This is a genomic window from Streptomyces graminofaciens (assembly GCF_030294945.1).
Taxonomy (GTDB): Bacteria; Actinomycetota; Actinomycetes; order Streptomycetales; family Streptomycetaceae; genus Streptomyces; species Streptomyces graminofaciens.
This window is the reverse complement of record NZ_AP018448.1, coordinates 19,226-34,977: the sequence shown is the minus strand read 5'-3', so window position 1 is coordinate 34,977 and position 15,752 is coordinate 19,226. Positions and strand designations below refer to the sequence as shown.

The 15,752-nt window shown below is 70.7% G+C and carries 13 protein-coding genes; all 13 read right to left on the bottom strand.

The annotated features are described in order from the left end of the window. Positions 1–13 precede the first annotated feature (13 nt). On the bottom strand, positions 14–913 hold the full coding sequence (locus SGFS_RS00175; RefSeq protein ID WP_286246622.1) for an ATP/GTP-binding protein: 900 nt from the start codon (positions 911–913) through the stop codon (positions 14–16). Further along, entirely contained in the window at positions 859–1,473 is a 615-nt protein-coding gene (locus SGFS_RS00170; RefSeq protein WP_286246620.1) for a hypothetical protein, read from the bottom strand. Before SGFS_RS00170 ends, SGFS_RS00175 begins: the two co-directional genes overlap by 55 nt. A gap of 353 nt (positions 1,474–1,826) precedes the next feature. Beyond that, positions 1,827–1,973, bottom strand: coding sequence for a hypothetical protein (locus SGFS_RS00165; RefSeq protein ID WP_286246619.1), 147 nt, complete (start codon positions 1,971–1,973; stop codon positions 1,827–1,829). A gap of 248 nt (positions 1,974–2,221) precedes the next feature. Further along, positions 2,222–3,136, bottom strand: coding sequence for a replication-relaxation family protein (locus SGFS_RS00160; protein ID WP_286246616.1), 915 nt, complete (start codon positions 3,134–3,136; stop codon positions 2,222–2,224). After that, positions 3,133–5,757 (bottom strand): ATP/GTP-binding protein, encoded by a 2,625-nt coding sequence (locus SGFS_RS00155; RefSeq protein WP_286246614.1) that lies wholly within the window; start codon positions 5,755–5,757, stop codon positions 3,133–3,135. The genes SGFS_RS00160 and SGFS_RS00155 overlap by 4 nt, the downstream gene beginning before the upstream one ends. Further along, positions 5,733–6,380: a hypothetical protein gene (locus tag SGFS_RS00150; RefSeq protein WP_286246612.1), complete on the bottom strand. Its 648-nt coding sequence runs from the start codon at positions 6,378–6,380 to the stop codon at positions 5,733–5,735. The genes SGFS_RS00155 and SGFS_RS00150 overlap by 25 nt, the downstream gene beginning before the upstream one ends. Then, positions 6,377–7,495, bottom strand: a complete 1,119-nt coding sequence (locus SGFS_RS00145) for a C40 family peptidase (RefSeq protein WP_286246610.1) — start codon at positions 7,493–7,495, stop codon at positions 6,377–6,379. Before SGFS_RS00145 ends, SGFS_RS00150 begins: the two co-directional genes overlap by 4 nt. A 35-nt stretch (positions 7,496–7,530) precedes the next feature. After that, positions 7,531–10,263 carry a hypothetical protein gene (locus SGFS_RS00140; RefSeq protein WP_286246609.1) on the bottom strand — a complete coding sequence of 911 codons (2,733 nt, stop codon included), beginning with the start codon at positions 10,261–10,263 and terminating at the stop codon, positions 7,531–7,533. Between the two features lies 1 nt (position 10,264). Then, on the bottom strand, positions 10,265–10,618 hold the full coding sequence (locus tag SGFS_RS00135; protein WP_286246606.1) for a hypothetical protein: 354 nt from the start codon (positions 10,616–10,618) through the stop codon (positions 10,265–10,267). Further along, positions 10,618–13,287, bottom strand: coding sequence for an ATP-binding protein (locus tag SGFS_RS00130; RefSeq protein ID WP_286246604.1), 2,670 nt, complete (start codon positions 13,285–13,287; stop codon positions 10,618–10,620). Before SGFS_RS00130 ends, SGFS_RS00135 begins: the two co-directional genes overlap by 1 nt. Continuing rightward, a complete protein-coding gene (locus tag SGFS_RS00125; protein WP_286246602.1) occupies positions 13,284–13,877 on the bottom strand; it encodes a hypothetical protein in 594 nt (197 codons plus the stop codon). The genes SGFS_RS00130 and SGFS_RS00125 overlap by 4 nt, the downstream gene beginning before the upstream one ends. Further along, positions 13,874–14,215, bottom strand: coding sequence for a hypothetical protein (locus tag SGFS_RS00120; protein ID WP_286246601.1), 342 nt, complete (start codon positions 14,213–14,215; stop codon positions 13,874–13,876). The genes SGFS_RS00125 and SGFS_RS00120 overlap by 4 nt, the downstream gene beginning before the upstream one ends. Beyond that, on the bottom strand, positions 14,212–15,147 hold the full coding sequence (locus tag SGFS_RS00115) for a conjugal transfer protein (RefSeq protein ID WP_286246600.1): 936 nt from the start codon (positions 15,145–15,147) through the stop codon (positions 14,212–14,214). Before SGFS_RS00115 ends, SGFS_RS00120 begins: the two co-directional genes overlap by 4 nt. Positions 15,148–15,752: the final 605 nt, after the last annotated feature.

The window sequence follows — 15,752 nt, the reverse complement described above, 5'->3', positions numbered from 1 at the left end:
CCTTCCGGCGGCGTTACCTGACGACTTGCAGCTCGCCGATCGCCACCTGCCCGTTGGTTTGCCGGATCTCGGTGAGCTGGCCAGCCTGCCCGCCGCCCTGCCAGTCGATCGTCCACGTCGACGTCGCGGTGACCGGGAACTTGCCGTTCTTGGCACCGGCTGAGGTCTTGGAATACACGTGTCCGCAGGTCGGCGACTGCGCCATGCCCTCGGAGGCCTGGTAGGGCGTACCAGGGCCGTTGCACGTCACGCTGGCGCCGTCACCCATCTGCCAAACAATCTTCGACACCTTCGCCGTTGCGGTGACCGTTATCCCGCCCGCCGACGCCGTTGCGGTGTTCGGTCCGTAGGTCGTGGCGCTCTGGTTGACCCACATCCACATGGGGACACCGACGGTGTACTTCCCGGCCGCCTTGGGGCTGGCGATGTCCGGGCCGAGCAGCGTCATCGAGTCGACCGCGCTCTGTGCCAACTCCTGGGGGTCCACCTGCGGAACGGGAGGCTGGCCCTCTGGCACGACGATGAAGCCGTCCGGGTTGTCCAGACCGCCATCTGAGCAACCTCTGAAGTACATGTCGTACTTGGCCGGGTCCTGGCCCTTCCAAGCCGGGTGCTCGGCTGGCGGCTTCGGGTCAATCTTCGTGTACTTGCACTTCAGCTTGCTCTCGCTGGTTTCACTGCTGCCCTGCGGGCCGCCCGCCTGCCCGCCGCTGCCGCCGGTCTCGTCGTCGACGCCGACGCCGACACAGAACTTGACGACCTGGCACTTGCCGGCATCGACGTCGGGATCGTCACCTGCGTGCGCGATGCCGGCCGAGGCCAGGACGAGGGCACCGGTGAGTACGGTGAGACGCCGGGCTAACAGGTCTGCTCTTGAGCGGTCAACTTCGTGACCATCCACTTCGTCCCCCACTTTTCAAGCGTTGCGGTGCTGACGTATTTGGTGAGTCGCTCCGTTGGCAGCGGGACCGGCTTCTTCGAGGCCTTGTCGATCAGCGTCCAGTTCGTCGTGTCGACGCAGTCCGCGACCGTGGCCGTGGGGATCTCGGCGTCGGTGACCTTGACGACCTTCGGATGGATCACCGGTTTCCCGGTCGTGATCTGTCCGGCCTTACGCATGGCCGACAAGTCGTTCTCAATGTCGGCCAGGGCTTTGAAGGTGGTGTTCTTCTTCAGGTCGGTGCCCGTGGAGGAGGCATTCTTGTATGCCTCGGTCTGCGCGTCCCATGAGCTGGTGTACGCCGCGATGACGGCGGCGTCCTCGGCGTCGGCCGTGGGACTGGGGGACGACGAGCCAGCCGTCTGAGTGGGGCTGGGAGTGGACGGCGACGCGTCCGTGTCGCTGTCGCTGTCGCTGTCGCTGCAGCCGGCCAGTGCCAGCAGACTGCTCGCGAGAAGCAGGGCGGTTGCGTGCTTCCGGGTGCGAACAGCGGCGCTTACGATCCGTGTAGGGCGTGGTTGTGTTGCAGTCACGTTGTCTCCCCGTACGACGCGGTGCGGTTCGACCGCTTCCCCGGCATTCGGCGGCCAAGAACTGCGGTCTGGTCCAGCTGCGGTAATGCGTTTGCGTGACCGCCAGATTACGCATATGCCAGTCAACTTCCCACCTTGATACTTGACTTCACTCACACAACTTGGGACGTATCCGGTCACTTTCGGAACCGGATGTCGATTTGTGGTTCCGTGTCTTCGCTCAATGCGACCGCATGTGGTCTGTGTCGCTCCTTGGGTCGTTCGGACTGCGCGATTCCCCGCGCCCGAGAATGAGATGCGGGCCGCCGGGTTCTTCCGGCCTAGGCGCGGCCTGGGTTGATGTCGCCCAGGAATCACGGAGCGGGAGTCCCCGCCTGGTCGGGCGAGGAGATCGGCCATACGGTGATCACGTCTCCGTCAAGCGTCACGCGCCGGCCCGGGAGCCGGTGGCGTACCAGGTTCAGGTCGTCCAGGTCGAAGTCGTCGGCCCTTTCGGCCACGCAAGCGCTCCCGACGTAGGAGACGGCCTTCGTGTGGACGGGCCACGCGTCAGTGGGTTGCGTTTCAGGGATGCGAATCTCGCCAGTAGCTTGCAGCATCTGGATCTCCCAAGTTCAGAGCACACGGGGGACGGTTGAAGGGCTGGCCCCGTTATGCATAAGTAAACTAGTCATTCGCGCAAGCAAACATCAAGTGGATTCCGGAGCAGTTGCAAGGCTGCGACATTCGTTCGGACCGTGCCGCCGCGTCACAGGTCGGTCCACGGCCGCGGCTCGCCGCCGGCCAGAGGGACCCAGACATCGCCGGTAGGCCCCTGGAGTTCGAGGTCGTCCAGGACCGCCGCGCCCAGAGGCACCTGCCGGGCCAGCGTGCCCACGAGCGGGTGCTGCGCGACCATGGCCTGCAGGTCGTTGATCCTGTTGCCCAGGACGTACCGGGAGGCGCCGGTGAGCACGAACAGGACCCGGGGGAACACGGGATACCAGCGCAGCCAGACGGCACCGGGAACAACCGACTGACGCGCTCGGGACCGGCCGACAGGCTGTGGCTCGTACGACCACAGCCGCGCGTACTCGATCAACTTCAGTGCGAGGCGCTCGCTGCTCATGGTCGTCCGGTCGACCTCTACGAACGCCCTGAGCTTCGTCCGCTGATCCTCACCGATGAGCGTGTAGTACATCACCGCATCCGTGATGATCTTCTCGCCGTCGCTGAGGGGGTGGGAGATCTCAGGCGTCCAGTCCAGGTGGCCGTGCTCGTCGCCACGCCTGCGGGCATCGGCGACGAACGCCAGGTGGGTGCGGACCACGGTCAGGGTGTGAGGCGTCTTCAACGAGGCAGCGGCGGCCGAGGCGATCGAATACGGCGGCCGGCCCCTCAGCGCGGGGAAGCCCCTCACCAGCCGTGCCCCCTCACCCGTCAGATACCAGGCACGGGACCGGTTGGAAGCGGGCAGCACCGTGTAGTCCACCAGGCCCTCACGGCGCAGCTTGTTCAACGGTGTGGAGACGGTCTGCCGCGCCATGCCGGGCCGCAGCAGGTCGTGGAGCTGACCGGTAGTCGCCATCCGGTGCTGACCCAGCACGGCCAGGAGCTGATGCGGCAGCGGCTCGATGGGACTCGGAGTGCGGCCGGACGACACGGCCTCGAAGGTGGTGGTCACTCGTAACCCTTCTTCTGCAGCCGTCCGGCTGCCGGGGTGGTGGGGGCGAGTTGGGCAAGGAAGGCGCCCACCCGGCCCAGCTGATCGGTGGCGCGAATCGTGAGCTGGTCCAGGGGCGCGGCGCCGGCCGTGGCCCGGGCTGCGCGCTCCAATGCCGCCGCCTGGCGGGGACTGGCGTACTCCGCGAAGACCTCGTCGAGGTGCGGGCCGGTGATCCGGACGGGACCGACACGACGGCCCCTGACCGTCAGCGACATGTAGTGCTCGAACCGGTCCAGGGCGGCGACGACGTCAGGTCCGGGACTGTCGCCCCATTCCGAGGTGATCGGAGCGATAGCGGACTGCGAGCCGGCGGTGGACGCCAGAGTGGAGGCGTTCTGGACCAGGGACAGACGCACCGGGATGGGCAGGCGGGCCAGCAACTGGGTCATGCCGTGGACGTGGACTTTGTACTTGCGGAAGTCCTCAAACATGCTGGCGATCGTCTCTGCGGCCGCTCCGGTCAGGGTGATCAGCTCGTCGAAGTACGGGCGGAACGGCACCCGCCTGGCCTCGGGGGTATCCCGGCGGGAGCGCACCGCGCGCAGCAGGTCCCGGGCGAGCAGTGCGGTGATCAGCCGGTCGGTGGGCCCGTTTCCGCCCGGGCACACCCACACGATCATCTTCGAGTCCATCGCGGCGCGGATGTTGTAGCGGCCGGCCGGCTGCCCGAGGAATGCGCGAGTGACGGGGTTGGCGGCGAGGCGGGCGATTGGGTTGAGGACCACGGCGAAGGAGTCCGGCGGCAGCGTCGGGAGCACCGTCTGCCACCAGGCGCGGGTCTCCTCGTCCAGGCGCCCCTTAACCCCAGCGAGCGCCGCAGCGCGGAAAACCGAGTCGGTGAGCAGTGCCCGCACGTGGAAGACCGTGGCCTGGTCGTCGGGGCGCCCGGCCTGGCAGGCGGCTTCGTTGACGGCCACCAGCACCGCCAGGGAAGCGGTGAGGATGGTCAGCGCGCGGGGTGCGCTGGCGTCGTCCCAGCCGAGCGCGGACGCGAAGGCGTCCGTCGCTGCCTCGACGACCTCGTGTGCCACCTGGCCCTGGTGCATGCCGAGCGGGTTCCACGAACTCACCTGAGGCGCAGGCCCGTGGGCGTTGAGGTCGATGAGCGCGATCCGGTCCATCAGCGCGTCGTGGGCGAGGAACGGCACAGCGCGGGGCCAGGAGTCGCGGTGCGGGTCGACGAACATCAGCCCGCCTCCTGCATGAGCCCAGCCGATGGCCTGCGCGAGGGCGCGTTCGGTCTTGCCGCCGCCCGCCTTGCCCACGCCGACCTCGAACAGCGTCTCCTTCGCATAGCTGGCGACCAGACGCCTGCGGCCGTCGGGGCCGCGGTAGACGCCCTGCAGCAGCAACGTGGGGTTGTTGAACTCGAAGGTCGGCAGATCACCGGCGAGCAGCGGCAGCCGGCAGTGCACCGTGGGCGGCTTGAGCATGCCAGTCAGTTCCTCCAGGCGTACCCAGTTCGGACGGGGCGGCTGGCAGTGACCCAACGTCCAGCGGCGCTCGAAACCGCGACGGCTGGGCCAGCGGTCCGCCCCGAACCGCCACGGGCCGACCCGCCATCCGCGCATCGCCCACCGCGAGCCGCCACCGAACACGTCGAAGGCGGCCTGGAGCTGGGCGAGCCGGGCCTGGGAGCGGCCTTCGGTGTTCGACGCGCACATCACCAGCAGCTGCACGCGGACAAGGTGGTCGTCGTCGGCGAGTTTGCCCAGCGCCTCAGCCGGCTCGACCCGGCGGGGGACGGGCGGCATGACCAGACGGCGCCCGCCCCCGGCCTGCTTGCCGCTGACCAGCTGCTGCAGCTGCCAGGCCAGTGAGTCCTCGATGCCGCCTGCGTCTTGGCGCACCCACCGGGCGGCGCGCTGGGCCTCGCGCCGCTCCCTGCGCCGGGCGTCCGACATCAGCTGCAGACGCCGGGCCCGCAGCGCCCATTTGGGGGCCCGCTGGATGTCGAGCCGTATCTCGGCCAGGTCCCCCAGTTCCGCCCGCAGATCGGAGACGGCGTCGATCAGCGGCTGCAGCGGGTCGGGGTCCAGCGGGACGTCCCGCAGCGGGGCGATGGGCTTGCCGCGCAGGACGAACTCCGCCCGCACCACATGCTCACGCGGCTTGTCGACGAGCGGGCGGGCCCGGTTCACCGTGACGGCGGGACCGAACGGGGTGATCGACAGCAGACGTTCACCGCCGGCAGGGCCTTCGATCCGGTAGCGCAACGGGCTCGAGCCGTCGGCGCGCAGCCGGATCTGCACCGCCTTCGACCGCCTGGGCGCCCACCACGGCATGCTCGTTGAAGCTCGGGCGAGCTGAACCCCGCGGCGGAAGATCTCCTCCAGGCCGGGGTCGAAGTGCTGCGATGGCACGAGTTCCAGCGCCATCCGCTCGGCCGAGGCCTTCCTCGCCAGACGGCGCACCACCATCTCGCTCACGGCCCAGCAGGCGGCCGCGGCCGCCACGGGCACGTACCAATAGGTGATCACCCAGCCAGCGGCGTTGACCAGGCCGGCCAACAGACCGAGGACCTGACTGGCCGCCGTGTCATCCGCCTGCTCGGTCAGGTACGGGGATGAGGTGTCCACGTGGACCCTCCTTTCGTTGAAGTGCGGGTGAAGTACCAGTCGGTGATGCGCCGGTCGGTGTAGGTGCCGCTGCGGTCGGCAGCCGCCCACACCAGGTGCACTACCGCCTTGTCCCGGCTGCCGTCCCTGCGGGCAATGGCGGCCTGGATGCGGAAGCGGGCGGTGGAGAACGCCGGTGCGATCGCCTGGTCCTGGTTACCGAAGATCGCGGGCCACTTGGCGCGGCCGATCCCGGTGGCGTCCGCCCGCAGCAGGCCACGGCCGGCCGCGAGGAGCCTTTGCTCCTCGTCGGCGGCAAGGTCGGCGGGCCAGGCGTCTTCCAAGGACTTCTGGATGACGGCATCGCCGGCCACGCCCTCGCCGTGCGGCGGCAGCGCGGACGCACCGGCTGACTGCGTCGACCTCGGGGATGCCGTGGCCTGGGCAGAGCCGCTGGCCGGCGCAGTACGGCCGCGTGCGGCGGTCGCCGAGGGATACGGCGTGGGAGCGGTCGTGCGCGGTGGCGCCGAGGTTGCTGGTGCGCTTGGTGTGTGCGGCACCGTCAGCAGGATCACCCCGGCCACGGCCAGGACCACGGTGGCGATCAGCAGCAGGCGCGGCGAGCGCGCCGGGGGGTTGGTCATAGCAGCCGGGCCCCTCCCGCGTATCCCGGCATCGCGTTGACCGCGTCCAGGCGGACGACGGTTCCGGGACGGGGGGCGTTGACCATCTGTCCGCTGCCCAGGTAAATCCCGACGTGATAGATCGTGGCGTCGCGGCCGGGAGCGTCGGCGTAGAAGACGAGGTCGCCGGCCTTGAGCGCACCGGTGCCGAGACTGGCGGGGATGCGCTGGCCGACACCGGCCTGGGCGGCCGCGGTGCGCGGCAGTTGGATGCCGGCCTTGGCGTAGGCGTACACGGTCAGCCCCGAGCAGTCGAACCCCTTGATGCTTTCGCCGCTCTTCCCACTGGGGGAGCAGCAGATCCCGGTTGACTTGCCCTTGGCGTTGCCGCCGCCCCACGAGTAGGGCACACCGCGCTGGGAGAGCGCCGCTTCGATCACGGTGCGGACCTTCCCGGTCACGTTCTTCAGGTCCGGGTCCTTCGCGGCCGCCGTGTACTGGTCGATCCAGCCCAGCACGTTCGAGACGTACTCATTGGAGTGGTTGTACTGGAGGATCGCGGCCTTGAGCTGAGCCCGCTTGGTCAAGTCCCGGCCGTTGCCGCACAAGTAGACGGCGGCGCCGAGGGCTGCGTCGTCGGCGTTGTGCGGGTCGGCTGTCTTGTCCCCGCTGGCGTCCTTGCCGACGCCCTCCCAGGTGGACGGCAGGAATTGGAAGGGCCCGACTGCGCGCTCCCCGCTGGCTGTGCCGTCCCACTTGCCGCCGTCGGTGTCCGGGAAGACGGTGGTGTTCCCGCCGGCTCCGGAGCCGTTGAGGAGCACCCCGTAGATCTTCGGACGGATGTCGCCGCCTGCAGCGATGTTGCGGCCGACGGCATGGTTCGACTCGACCCTGGCGATTCCGGCAAGGATCGGCCAGCGCATGCCCTGGCACTTGGGCACGTACTTCCCGACTTGCTGTATGGCTTTGTTATAAGCAGCCAGCATCCGGGCGGGGATGTCCGCCGTGCTGCCGCCGTCGGCGATCCCACCATCGGCATCGTCCTGGAGCCCGGTCTGCAGCGCGACGTACGCGCTGATCGCGTTCGAGACAGGAGCCGCGCAGCACACGGCGGTGAACAGCAGCAGCACACTCACGCATCCCCACCGACCCAGGCGGCGCCGTGCCCGCTTCACTCGGCATCACCGTCCTCGGCCGGCGGCTGCTGGCCCCGCTCACGGCGCAGACGCTCCGCTTCGGGAGCGGTCCGACGCATCAGCTCCTGCATCCGCCGACGCGCCTCGTCGCGCGTGGTGTTGCCAGTGCTTCCTGCGCCGGGAAGGGCCGAACCCGTCCTGTTCGGCGCAGGACTCGCCGGACGCGGGGCGTTACCGCCCGCGAGCCGGTTCGGGGACGTCGGCGTGGCGCTGCCTCCCGCCGTAGACGCCGGCGCGCTCGGCCCAGATGGGGCTGGCCCCGGACGGCCCGCAGGGCTGCCGGTAGTCGCCGTCGGCGGCTGCACCGGGTTCGGCCGCGGGGAGGACACTGTCGTCGCTGTCGGCAGGCGGCGGCTGCGGAAGGGGCCGGACCGGGCTACCTGCCGTCCCGCCTCAGCCCAGGCACGGCCGTCCTCGCGGACGGTGTTGCTCCACACCCGCACCTGCTGGCGGGCGTCCTGCGCGTACTGCGATCCGCCCGATCGGGCCCGGCGGACGCCTGCCGGGAGACCTGCTGTCGCCCCGTACGCGGTGCGGCCGCCCCGGTTGAGGATGCGGTATCCGCGGAAACGGACCAGGCGGTTGTGTGCGCGCGTCGACAGCAAGGTGCGGTCGGTGTTCTGGTCGTGCAGCACCTCCCCCGAGCGGCGGTCGACGACCCGGCCGTCCTCGTCGCGGTAGCGGTCGGGCGGACCGCCGGGACGACGGGGCCCTCCGCCGCCCGACCCGCCGCCTGGTCCGCCGGACGGGCCGCCCGCGTCCGGGTCGCCGTCGGCGGTGGGCTTGCGCCACTTGGCCAGCTGCTCCTTGTCCGGCCGACGGCCGATCAGCAGCCAGTGACCGCCCTTCGCACCGAGCCGAGCACCGACCCCGCCCACAGCGGCCGCCGCGGTGAGTGGGGCGAGCCCGCGCCCTGCTTCGGCTGTGGCATCGGCCAGCACCCGTCCGGTGTCCACGGGCATGCCCGCGCCGTCGGCCAGCGACGTCAGCGCGCCCATCAGGCGCTGCCGGGTGCCGAGCAGCCCGAACCGGCCGCCCCCGCCACCGGTGAAGGCACGCAGGCCCCCGCCGTAACCGCCCAGCGCGGCGGGCGAGTTCATGGCGAGCGCCGCGCCGAGCTCAGAGGTGTCGCCGGGCATGTGGGTGCCGCCGACCTTGGCGTAGCGCATCCGCATGGCCATACGCCGCCCGAAGGAGGCGATCCCGGTCAGGAGCCTGCGGTGCCCGGCCGCGCCCGCGACGGCCAGGACGTCGATCAGCAGGATCCGCTCCACCATCAAGTCGGGCCCGTCGGTGATGGTGGCGTCCACGGCGATGCCAAAGAACGGGATGAACGCACAGATCCCGACCACGGTCAGGACCGAGATGCCCCAGATCGACAGCCATTTCCACACGGACTGGCGTGCGGGCCCGGGCAGCATGCCGGCGATGAAGGTGACACCGCCCGCAGCTGCGGCAGCCACGCAGATGCCCTGGGTGCCCAGCAGCACGATGGCGCTGGAGAGCAGCATGCCGCAGATGAACAGCGCGGCGATGAGCAGCAGGGCGGCGCCGCCGACGCGCCACCAGGTGGGCTTCTGCGCATAGTCGGCACACGCTTTGCCGACATCGCCGGCCTTCTTCATGTCCTGCATGAAGGCGTAGAACTCGCGGTCCTCGTCCGTGACGATCGCGTTGGAGGCGTCGAGCAGTTCCCCACCTGGGGTGAGCTCCGGCAGGGTGCCGTTTCCGTCGTTCCCAGGGGCGTCGTCGGTGTCGCGCTCGCAGTACTTCCTCGCCTCGCCCTTGATCAGACTGCAGGCGTCTTCCTTGTCCTCGTTGTCCTTCTTGGCGTCGGCCTTGTACCCACCGGTGATCCATTTCAGGTGGACCGCGTAGGCCTTGCGGTCGGCAGTCTTGGCCGGGTCGAGGATGCGCCCGTACTGCAGCAGCATGTACGGCTTCACGATCAGGGCGTTGGTGATCGAGTCCTGGATCGGGCGGGCCACCTCTTCGGCGGAGACAGGCTTGTCGCCTTCAAGTTCCAGGCACTTGACCTCCTGCATGCCGGCCATGCCAGCGCACGGGCCACGGCTAGCGAGCTTGCCGCCCCAGTCGTAGGAGTTGACGCTCTGCTGGGCGACCTCGGAGGCCACCTGCTGGGACTGTCCCAGGGGTCCGTCCTGGGCGAGCAGCGTGTCAGGGCGGATGAGAGCCGAAGCGGCGATCGCCCCGATGAGCAGGGTCAGGAAGATCTCGCCCAGACCGCGGCCGACACGACCGCGCACGATCATGAACCCTGCGAAAACAAACGCCCAGGCCAGCAGCAGACCCTTCAGCCCGAGCGTGTCGACGACCACGTTGTCGTAGGTGTCGGCGACCTTCTGAGCCGGACGGGTCAGGATCTTCAGCAGCGGGAACCGGAAGGCCAGCTCGATCGCCCACCCCGCCAGGCCGACCAGCAGCCGGATCAGCGTGAAAAGCCCGGACAGGGCGAAGGCCAAGGCCTGCATCTTGAAGGCGACGATCGAGCCGCCGTCGGCGTTCAGCTCGTAGCCGTTGATCGGTACCCCCTCGGAGGAGGTGATGTTCAGCGGCGCGAGCAGGTCTCCGGTCTCGCTGTTGCTGCTGGCCGCGTACACGACCTGGCTGTTCACCATGACGAACACGCCGGTGAGCAGCGCCACGAAGCCGGCCGAGCGCAGAGTTGCGCGGTCTGGACGGAACATCTCAAGCCCGCCCTCGCCCTGCCGGAGCGCGGCGCCAGATCACGAGCGCCCCCAGCACCGCCGCGGCGGGGACCAGCTTCCAGGCGGCGGCGCTGCTGCCCTGGGCGGGAGCGGCGCTCGTGGCGTGGCGGCCGCGCTCGCAGTACGCCTTGGCCGGACCGGCTATCAGATCGCACGCGCCTGCGGGCGTCCCGGCGGTGTCGGCGGCGAAGGCGTGTCCAGTGCGTGGCCACCAGGTCTCCGGCAGGCTCGCCCCGAGCACCAGGACGAGCACGCCGACGGCGACGGCGATGGCCGTGAGGGCGCTCGCGGCTGCGGCGAGACGCCTCGAGCGACGGGGAGCGAAAGAGGTCATCAAAGTTCCTTCTGACGGTCGCCCGCAGCGGCGCCGGCGAGCGGCGCGGGCGCGGTGGTGCGGCGTCCCGGCGTGGTGGTGATGGAGGAGGAGATCCGCTTGATGCGCGGGATGCTGACCTTGATCCGGCCGATGTTCTGCCGCGGGCACGCGATGAGGAACTCGCCTTCGCGGCCGCGCTGTCCGACGGGGGACAGGCCGGTGGTTACCAGCCGCAGCAGCTCAGGGTCGTTCGGATCGAGACCGAGGAACTCCAGCCCCCGGCGGGCGCGTTCGCGGTCGGTGGTGCGGGCGAGCGCGCGGTAGGCCATCAGCCCGCGGTCGGGGCCGAGTTCTTCCGCGTCGTGGGATCCGGCGATCAGCCCGGCGCCGTGCTTGCGGCCGTCGTGGAGGATCTCGTGGACCAGGGCGGTGCCTTCGGCGGACGAGGTGAGCCAGTACAGCTCGTCTGTCACCACCGCGGTGAACCGTTCGGGGTCCTCGAACGCGGTCTGCCGGGCGATCGCCGCGATCAGGTAGAGGACCGCGCGGCCGATCAGGGCTTCCAGGGGTTGCTGGTGGAGCACTTCGGGCTTGTCGAACGCGGCCTTGGGCGGCAGCTTCAGTCCGGTCGTCGTGATCACGATCATGTCGGAGGCACTGGAGGCGTCCAGCCGCACGGGCGGCAGGGCTGGGTCGAACACCATCGCGGCGAGAGGATTGCTGGCCACCACGCGGATGAGTCCGGCGAGCGTGGCGGCCGCGTCCTGCCGCTTGCCCGCCTCCGCCCCGCCCATCTCCTCGAGGACCTCCAGGACCCGGTGCATGGAGGGGGCTTCGCCGACTGCGGCCCGCTCCACGGCGTGGTGCAGGACTTCCCCGCTGGTGCTCATGGGGCCGATGCCGAGCTGGAGGGTGAGGTAGGACAGGGCGTAGTGGCGGCCTTCGGGGCCAGCGAAGATGCGCAGGGGGTCGATGGACACCTCGGCCTGGGCGGCGTCGATGATCTGGCAGCGGCCCGCGGCCGCGGTGCGGGCGAAGCCCGCCCACTCCCGCACAGGGGTGCGGTCGATGCAGATCGCGACCCCGCCGCGCGCCCACACTGCCTCGGAGATCAGCTTCTCCAGGACGCTTTTGCCTGCGCCGAGATCTCCGACGACGCCCATAGAGGCGGAGGCGTCCTGTTTCGGCGCGTCCGCCACGTTGATCATGACGGGGCGGGTGGTGCCGCAGTCCAGGTCGATACCGAGGAACATGCCGTTGGGGTCGCCGACCTCGGAGGCGGTGAAGGCTCCGCCCAGCGCCCAGTCTTCACTGACCTGGTGCTGGGTGAACTCCCTGACTACACCGGGCCGTGCGGTGCCGGGCAGACCGAGGGTGAACAGGGCCTCTTGAAGGCCAGCCGGGCGGACCGCACGGTAGTCGGCGCCGCCGAGCAGCGCGGCCAGGGCCCGGGCGCGGGCGTCGCAGACGGCGGCGGTCGGACCCCACACGGTCAGGACCGTCACGGACTGGACCTCGACCTCCACGCTGGTGCGGGACAGGCGGGCGTCGAGCTCGCCCAGGTCGCGGGCGGCCTCGGTGAGCGAGGCGGGCATGCCGGTGGGGCGGGCGTCGTACTGGTCGGCCTGGTCGATGATTTCGTTCTTCTTGCGCCGCACCTGGTCGCGGGCCTTCTCGGCCGGCACCAGCGTGAGGTCGACGGTGTAGTCGACGGGGAAATCCAGGGTCTCCAACTGGGCGAACAGGTCAGCAGCGTCCTGGCTCACCGCGGGGGGGCACTCGGCCAGCGCCAGCTGAGCCTGGTAGCCCACCCCGGCGTCGGACTCCACCTGCAGCCACCGCCGCTTGAGCGGCGACGACGTCCTCAGCCGCCACCACGCCTTGCTGCCCGACCGGCCGATCCGGTCCCCGCCGGTCAGGTCGTCGGCGTCGTCGAGAGCCGGGTCGACACCGCCCTCCTGCAGGCGGGCCTGGCCGAGGTCGGCGTAGCTGGGGGAGTGCAGCATCCCCGTCCTCAGCTGTCCGCCGTACAGGTCGCTGGTCTCGGCCTCGGTGAGCAGCGGCTCGTCCAGGCCGCGGTGGAGAGCGTGCTGGATCATCCACACGATCTCTGCCGGGCGGGCCGGGCGCAGGGCGACGCCGCCGGCGAGTGCGGCCTCCACCCGCAAGGCCTGCTCGCGGTAGGCGGTCACCTCGCGGCGTGCCACGGGTGCCGCTCGCATGCCCAGCATCGGTGCGACGTCCGCCCACATCGCGCCGAGCGATGCGGTCATCTGCCCGCCCGCGGCGTCGTTCTGCAGCGGCACCGCCAGCCAGAGGGTGCGCCGGTGCATCTCCTGGTCGTTCAGCAGGTCCAGGGTGGCTTCAACGTTCTCCACCCACGGATGCGCGTCGCCGGGAGGTTGGGCGCCGGGCTCGATGCCCTCGATCATGCGCAGGGCGATCTCGCCTGGGTCGACCTGTGCGCACAGCCCGAACAGGCGCGGCGCCCCCGTCAACGAACGGATCAAGTGCGTGATCTTCGCGAGCTGCTCGTCGCGGACCGCGGCCGGCACGTAGGTGCCCTGGACGGTCTCCTCCCGGCGGCCGCGGGCGTCCGGACCGGGGTGCAGCCGGTAGAGGGCCCACACACTGCCGTGCGTCGACCACACCAGATGCCCGGCGATGTGACGGATCGGCACCCTCACCGCGCACCCCCCGCCTGCTGGGCCAGGGCGAGCAACTGCTGCACACCCGACACCGGCACACCCGACACCGGCCCCGTCGGCGCCGGGCGAGCCTGCGGCTCTGAGCGCGGCCCTGCGGACGGACGGGCAGCCCGGCCCCGGGGCGCGCTCCGGCCGACTGCTGGCTGGTCGGCGCGCGGCGGCGCCGCCACCGCCGAGACAGCGGGATCAGCCTCTTCGACGGTGAAGCCGCCGAGCAGAGGACGGGAGAGGCGGTCCCGGGCGGCCCTCCCGCCCATCCGGCCGCCCTGCGGCTGCCAGGCGAGCAGCACCCAGCCCAGCGCCGCCTGCAACGGGGCGCGCCCCTTGATCTTCGGCCGGCGTACCGCCCAGACCGTCAACACCCAGGCCACGATGGGCACCGGGCCCATCCACGACCACCAGCCGATCGTCTTGACCAGCAGGAAGCCGCCGCCCACCGCGACCGCGATCTGGGCGGGCGTGTACGGGCCGAGCGGGATCTTCCAGTCGGCGACTTTGCCCAGCACCCACGGGTGGCGGCGGGCGGAGGTGTAGAAGCGGCCCACCCGCCCCGCGGCCGCCGCGCTCACAGCCGGCCTCCCGCGCCGTCCGAGTGCACCCGGGCGAGCGGCTCGGGACCCTGCACGACGCCGGGCACGGCGGGCGCGCCCTTGGCCGGGTTCTTCACCTCGTCGGTGAACATGTCCGCCAGGTCCTCGCGGGAGTCGTACAGCCCCAGCGCGATGATCATCAGCAGCAGGGCGCCGATCCCGGCCTTCAGGCTGAACTTCTGGATCATGATGACGACGACCAGCACGATCAGACCGGCCTGCAGGCCCTTGGTTGCCCAGTCCTCGAACATGTTGATCCAGCTGTCGCCGAGGTCGTCCAGCTGCCCGGCGAGCATCATGCTCTGCACCGTGTTCACCGGGCACCCCCGTCCCGGACGGTCCCGGACTCCAGCGCTGCGACTTCCCACCGGCCGGAGCGGGACTTGAGGGCGACGTCGTACGCCAGCGGCCAGCGCCCGGCGTCATCCCGGGCCTCGACCTGGACGCGGACGCGGACCTCGGTACCGTCGGCCGGCACCTGCTCGGCGGCCGCGGCCTCCTCAGCGCCCCACACCTCCTGGACCGCGACCGCCTGGTACGGGGCGGGCGAAACCGGCGACAGCTTCACCCCGGGCGCGAGGTAGCGATCCACCTCCCCGGCCCCGGTCAGGTACGCGCCGAAGAACTCCCCGACCGCGGACGCCAGATCGCTGCCGGACGGCACGCTCACGCCGTACGGCGACCGGGCCACCACGGCGCGCGCCGGGCCCGCCACCACCCCCGGGGCACCGGTCACGGCGAACGAACTCCCGCTCGCGTCGGCGGCCACGGGGACAACGAAGTAGCGCACCCGTCCGTCGGCGTACTGCGCAGCCACCGTCACCGCCCACTCGCCGGCGTCGCGCTGCGCACTGCGCACCGGGGTCACCGACCCCAGCTCCGGCTGCGCACCGGCGACCGGGTCCGGCAGATCGACGTCCGGCGCGAGCAACTGCGCAAGCCGCGCCTGCGCACTGCCCTCGTCGTCGGAACTGCTGCGCAACCACGCGCCGACGAACACCTGCGCATAGCCCACCGGGTCGGCCGCGGCGGCCGCGGTGCGCACAGCGGCCGGCTTGTCCGAGGGGGCGGCCTTGGCCGTGGTCGGGCCGGACATCACCGCCACGCCCAGGGCGACGGGACCGGCCGCGATCGCGGTGAACAGGGCCAGGCGCGACAGGCGGACGCGGCGCCTCATCTTCTCCAGCTCGATGCCTGCGGCCATCGGAGGAGCAGCGTCGCTCTCCGACGCCTGCTTGCCAGGGGACATGGTCAAACTCCCAGGTCAGAACGTGTACTTGCTGACCTTGAGAAAACCCGTCGACCCCGACCCGACCACCGACCATGAGCCCCCGACCACGGTCACGATGGGGACACAAAGCCCGTGGTCGGGCCCATGGTCGGCCCGACCACAGCCCCGACCACGGGGCACCGACAACGACCGGGCACGCCTGAACCGACCACCGGCGTAAAGGGCGGCGCGGACGGTTGAACTGGTGCAGCGAGCTCAGGGGGTAGAGAGGGAGAGGCCGCCGGTCGATCGGGCGCGCGCAGCCTTCAGGGGCAGGCCGTAGCAGCCCGGTTGCGCACGACTTGGCCTCCTGCGCAGAGCCAAGGCCGGCGGTGCCTGTCCGCTGTGCGCAGTCGGCTGCACATGCCGACTGCGCACGACCCGGACCCGTTGCGCAGCCGACTGCGCAACGAGTTCCGCTGTCACTGCGCAGCCGCGATTGCGCATCGTTCCCGAGCACGGGGAAGACCCGTGGTCGGCCCGACCACAAGCCCGACCACGGCAGCCCAGTGCGCATGTTGCCGGATCGTGACCGGTGGTCGGGGGCTGTGGCCGTCAGCCTGGTCGGGGGCGCCGGGTGAGCT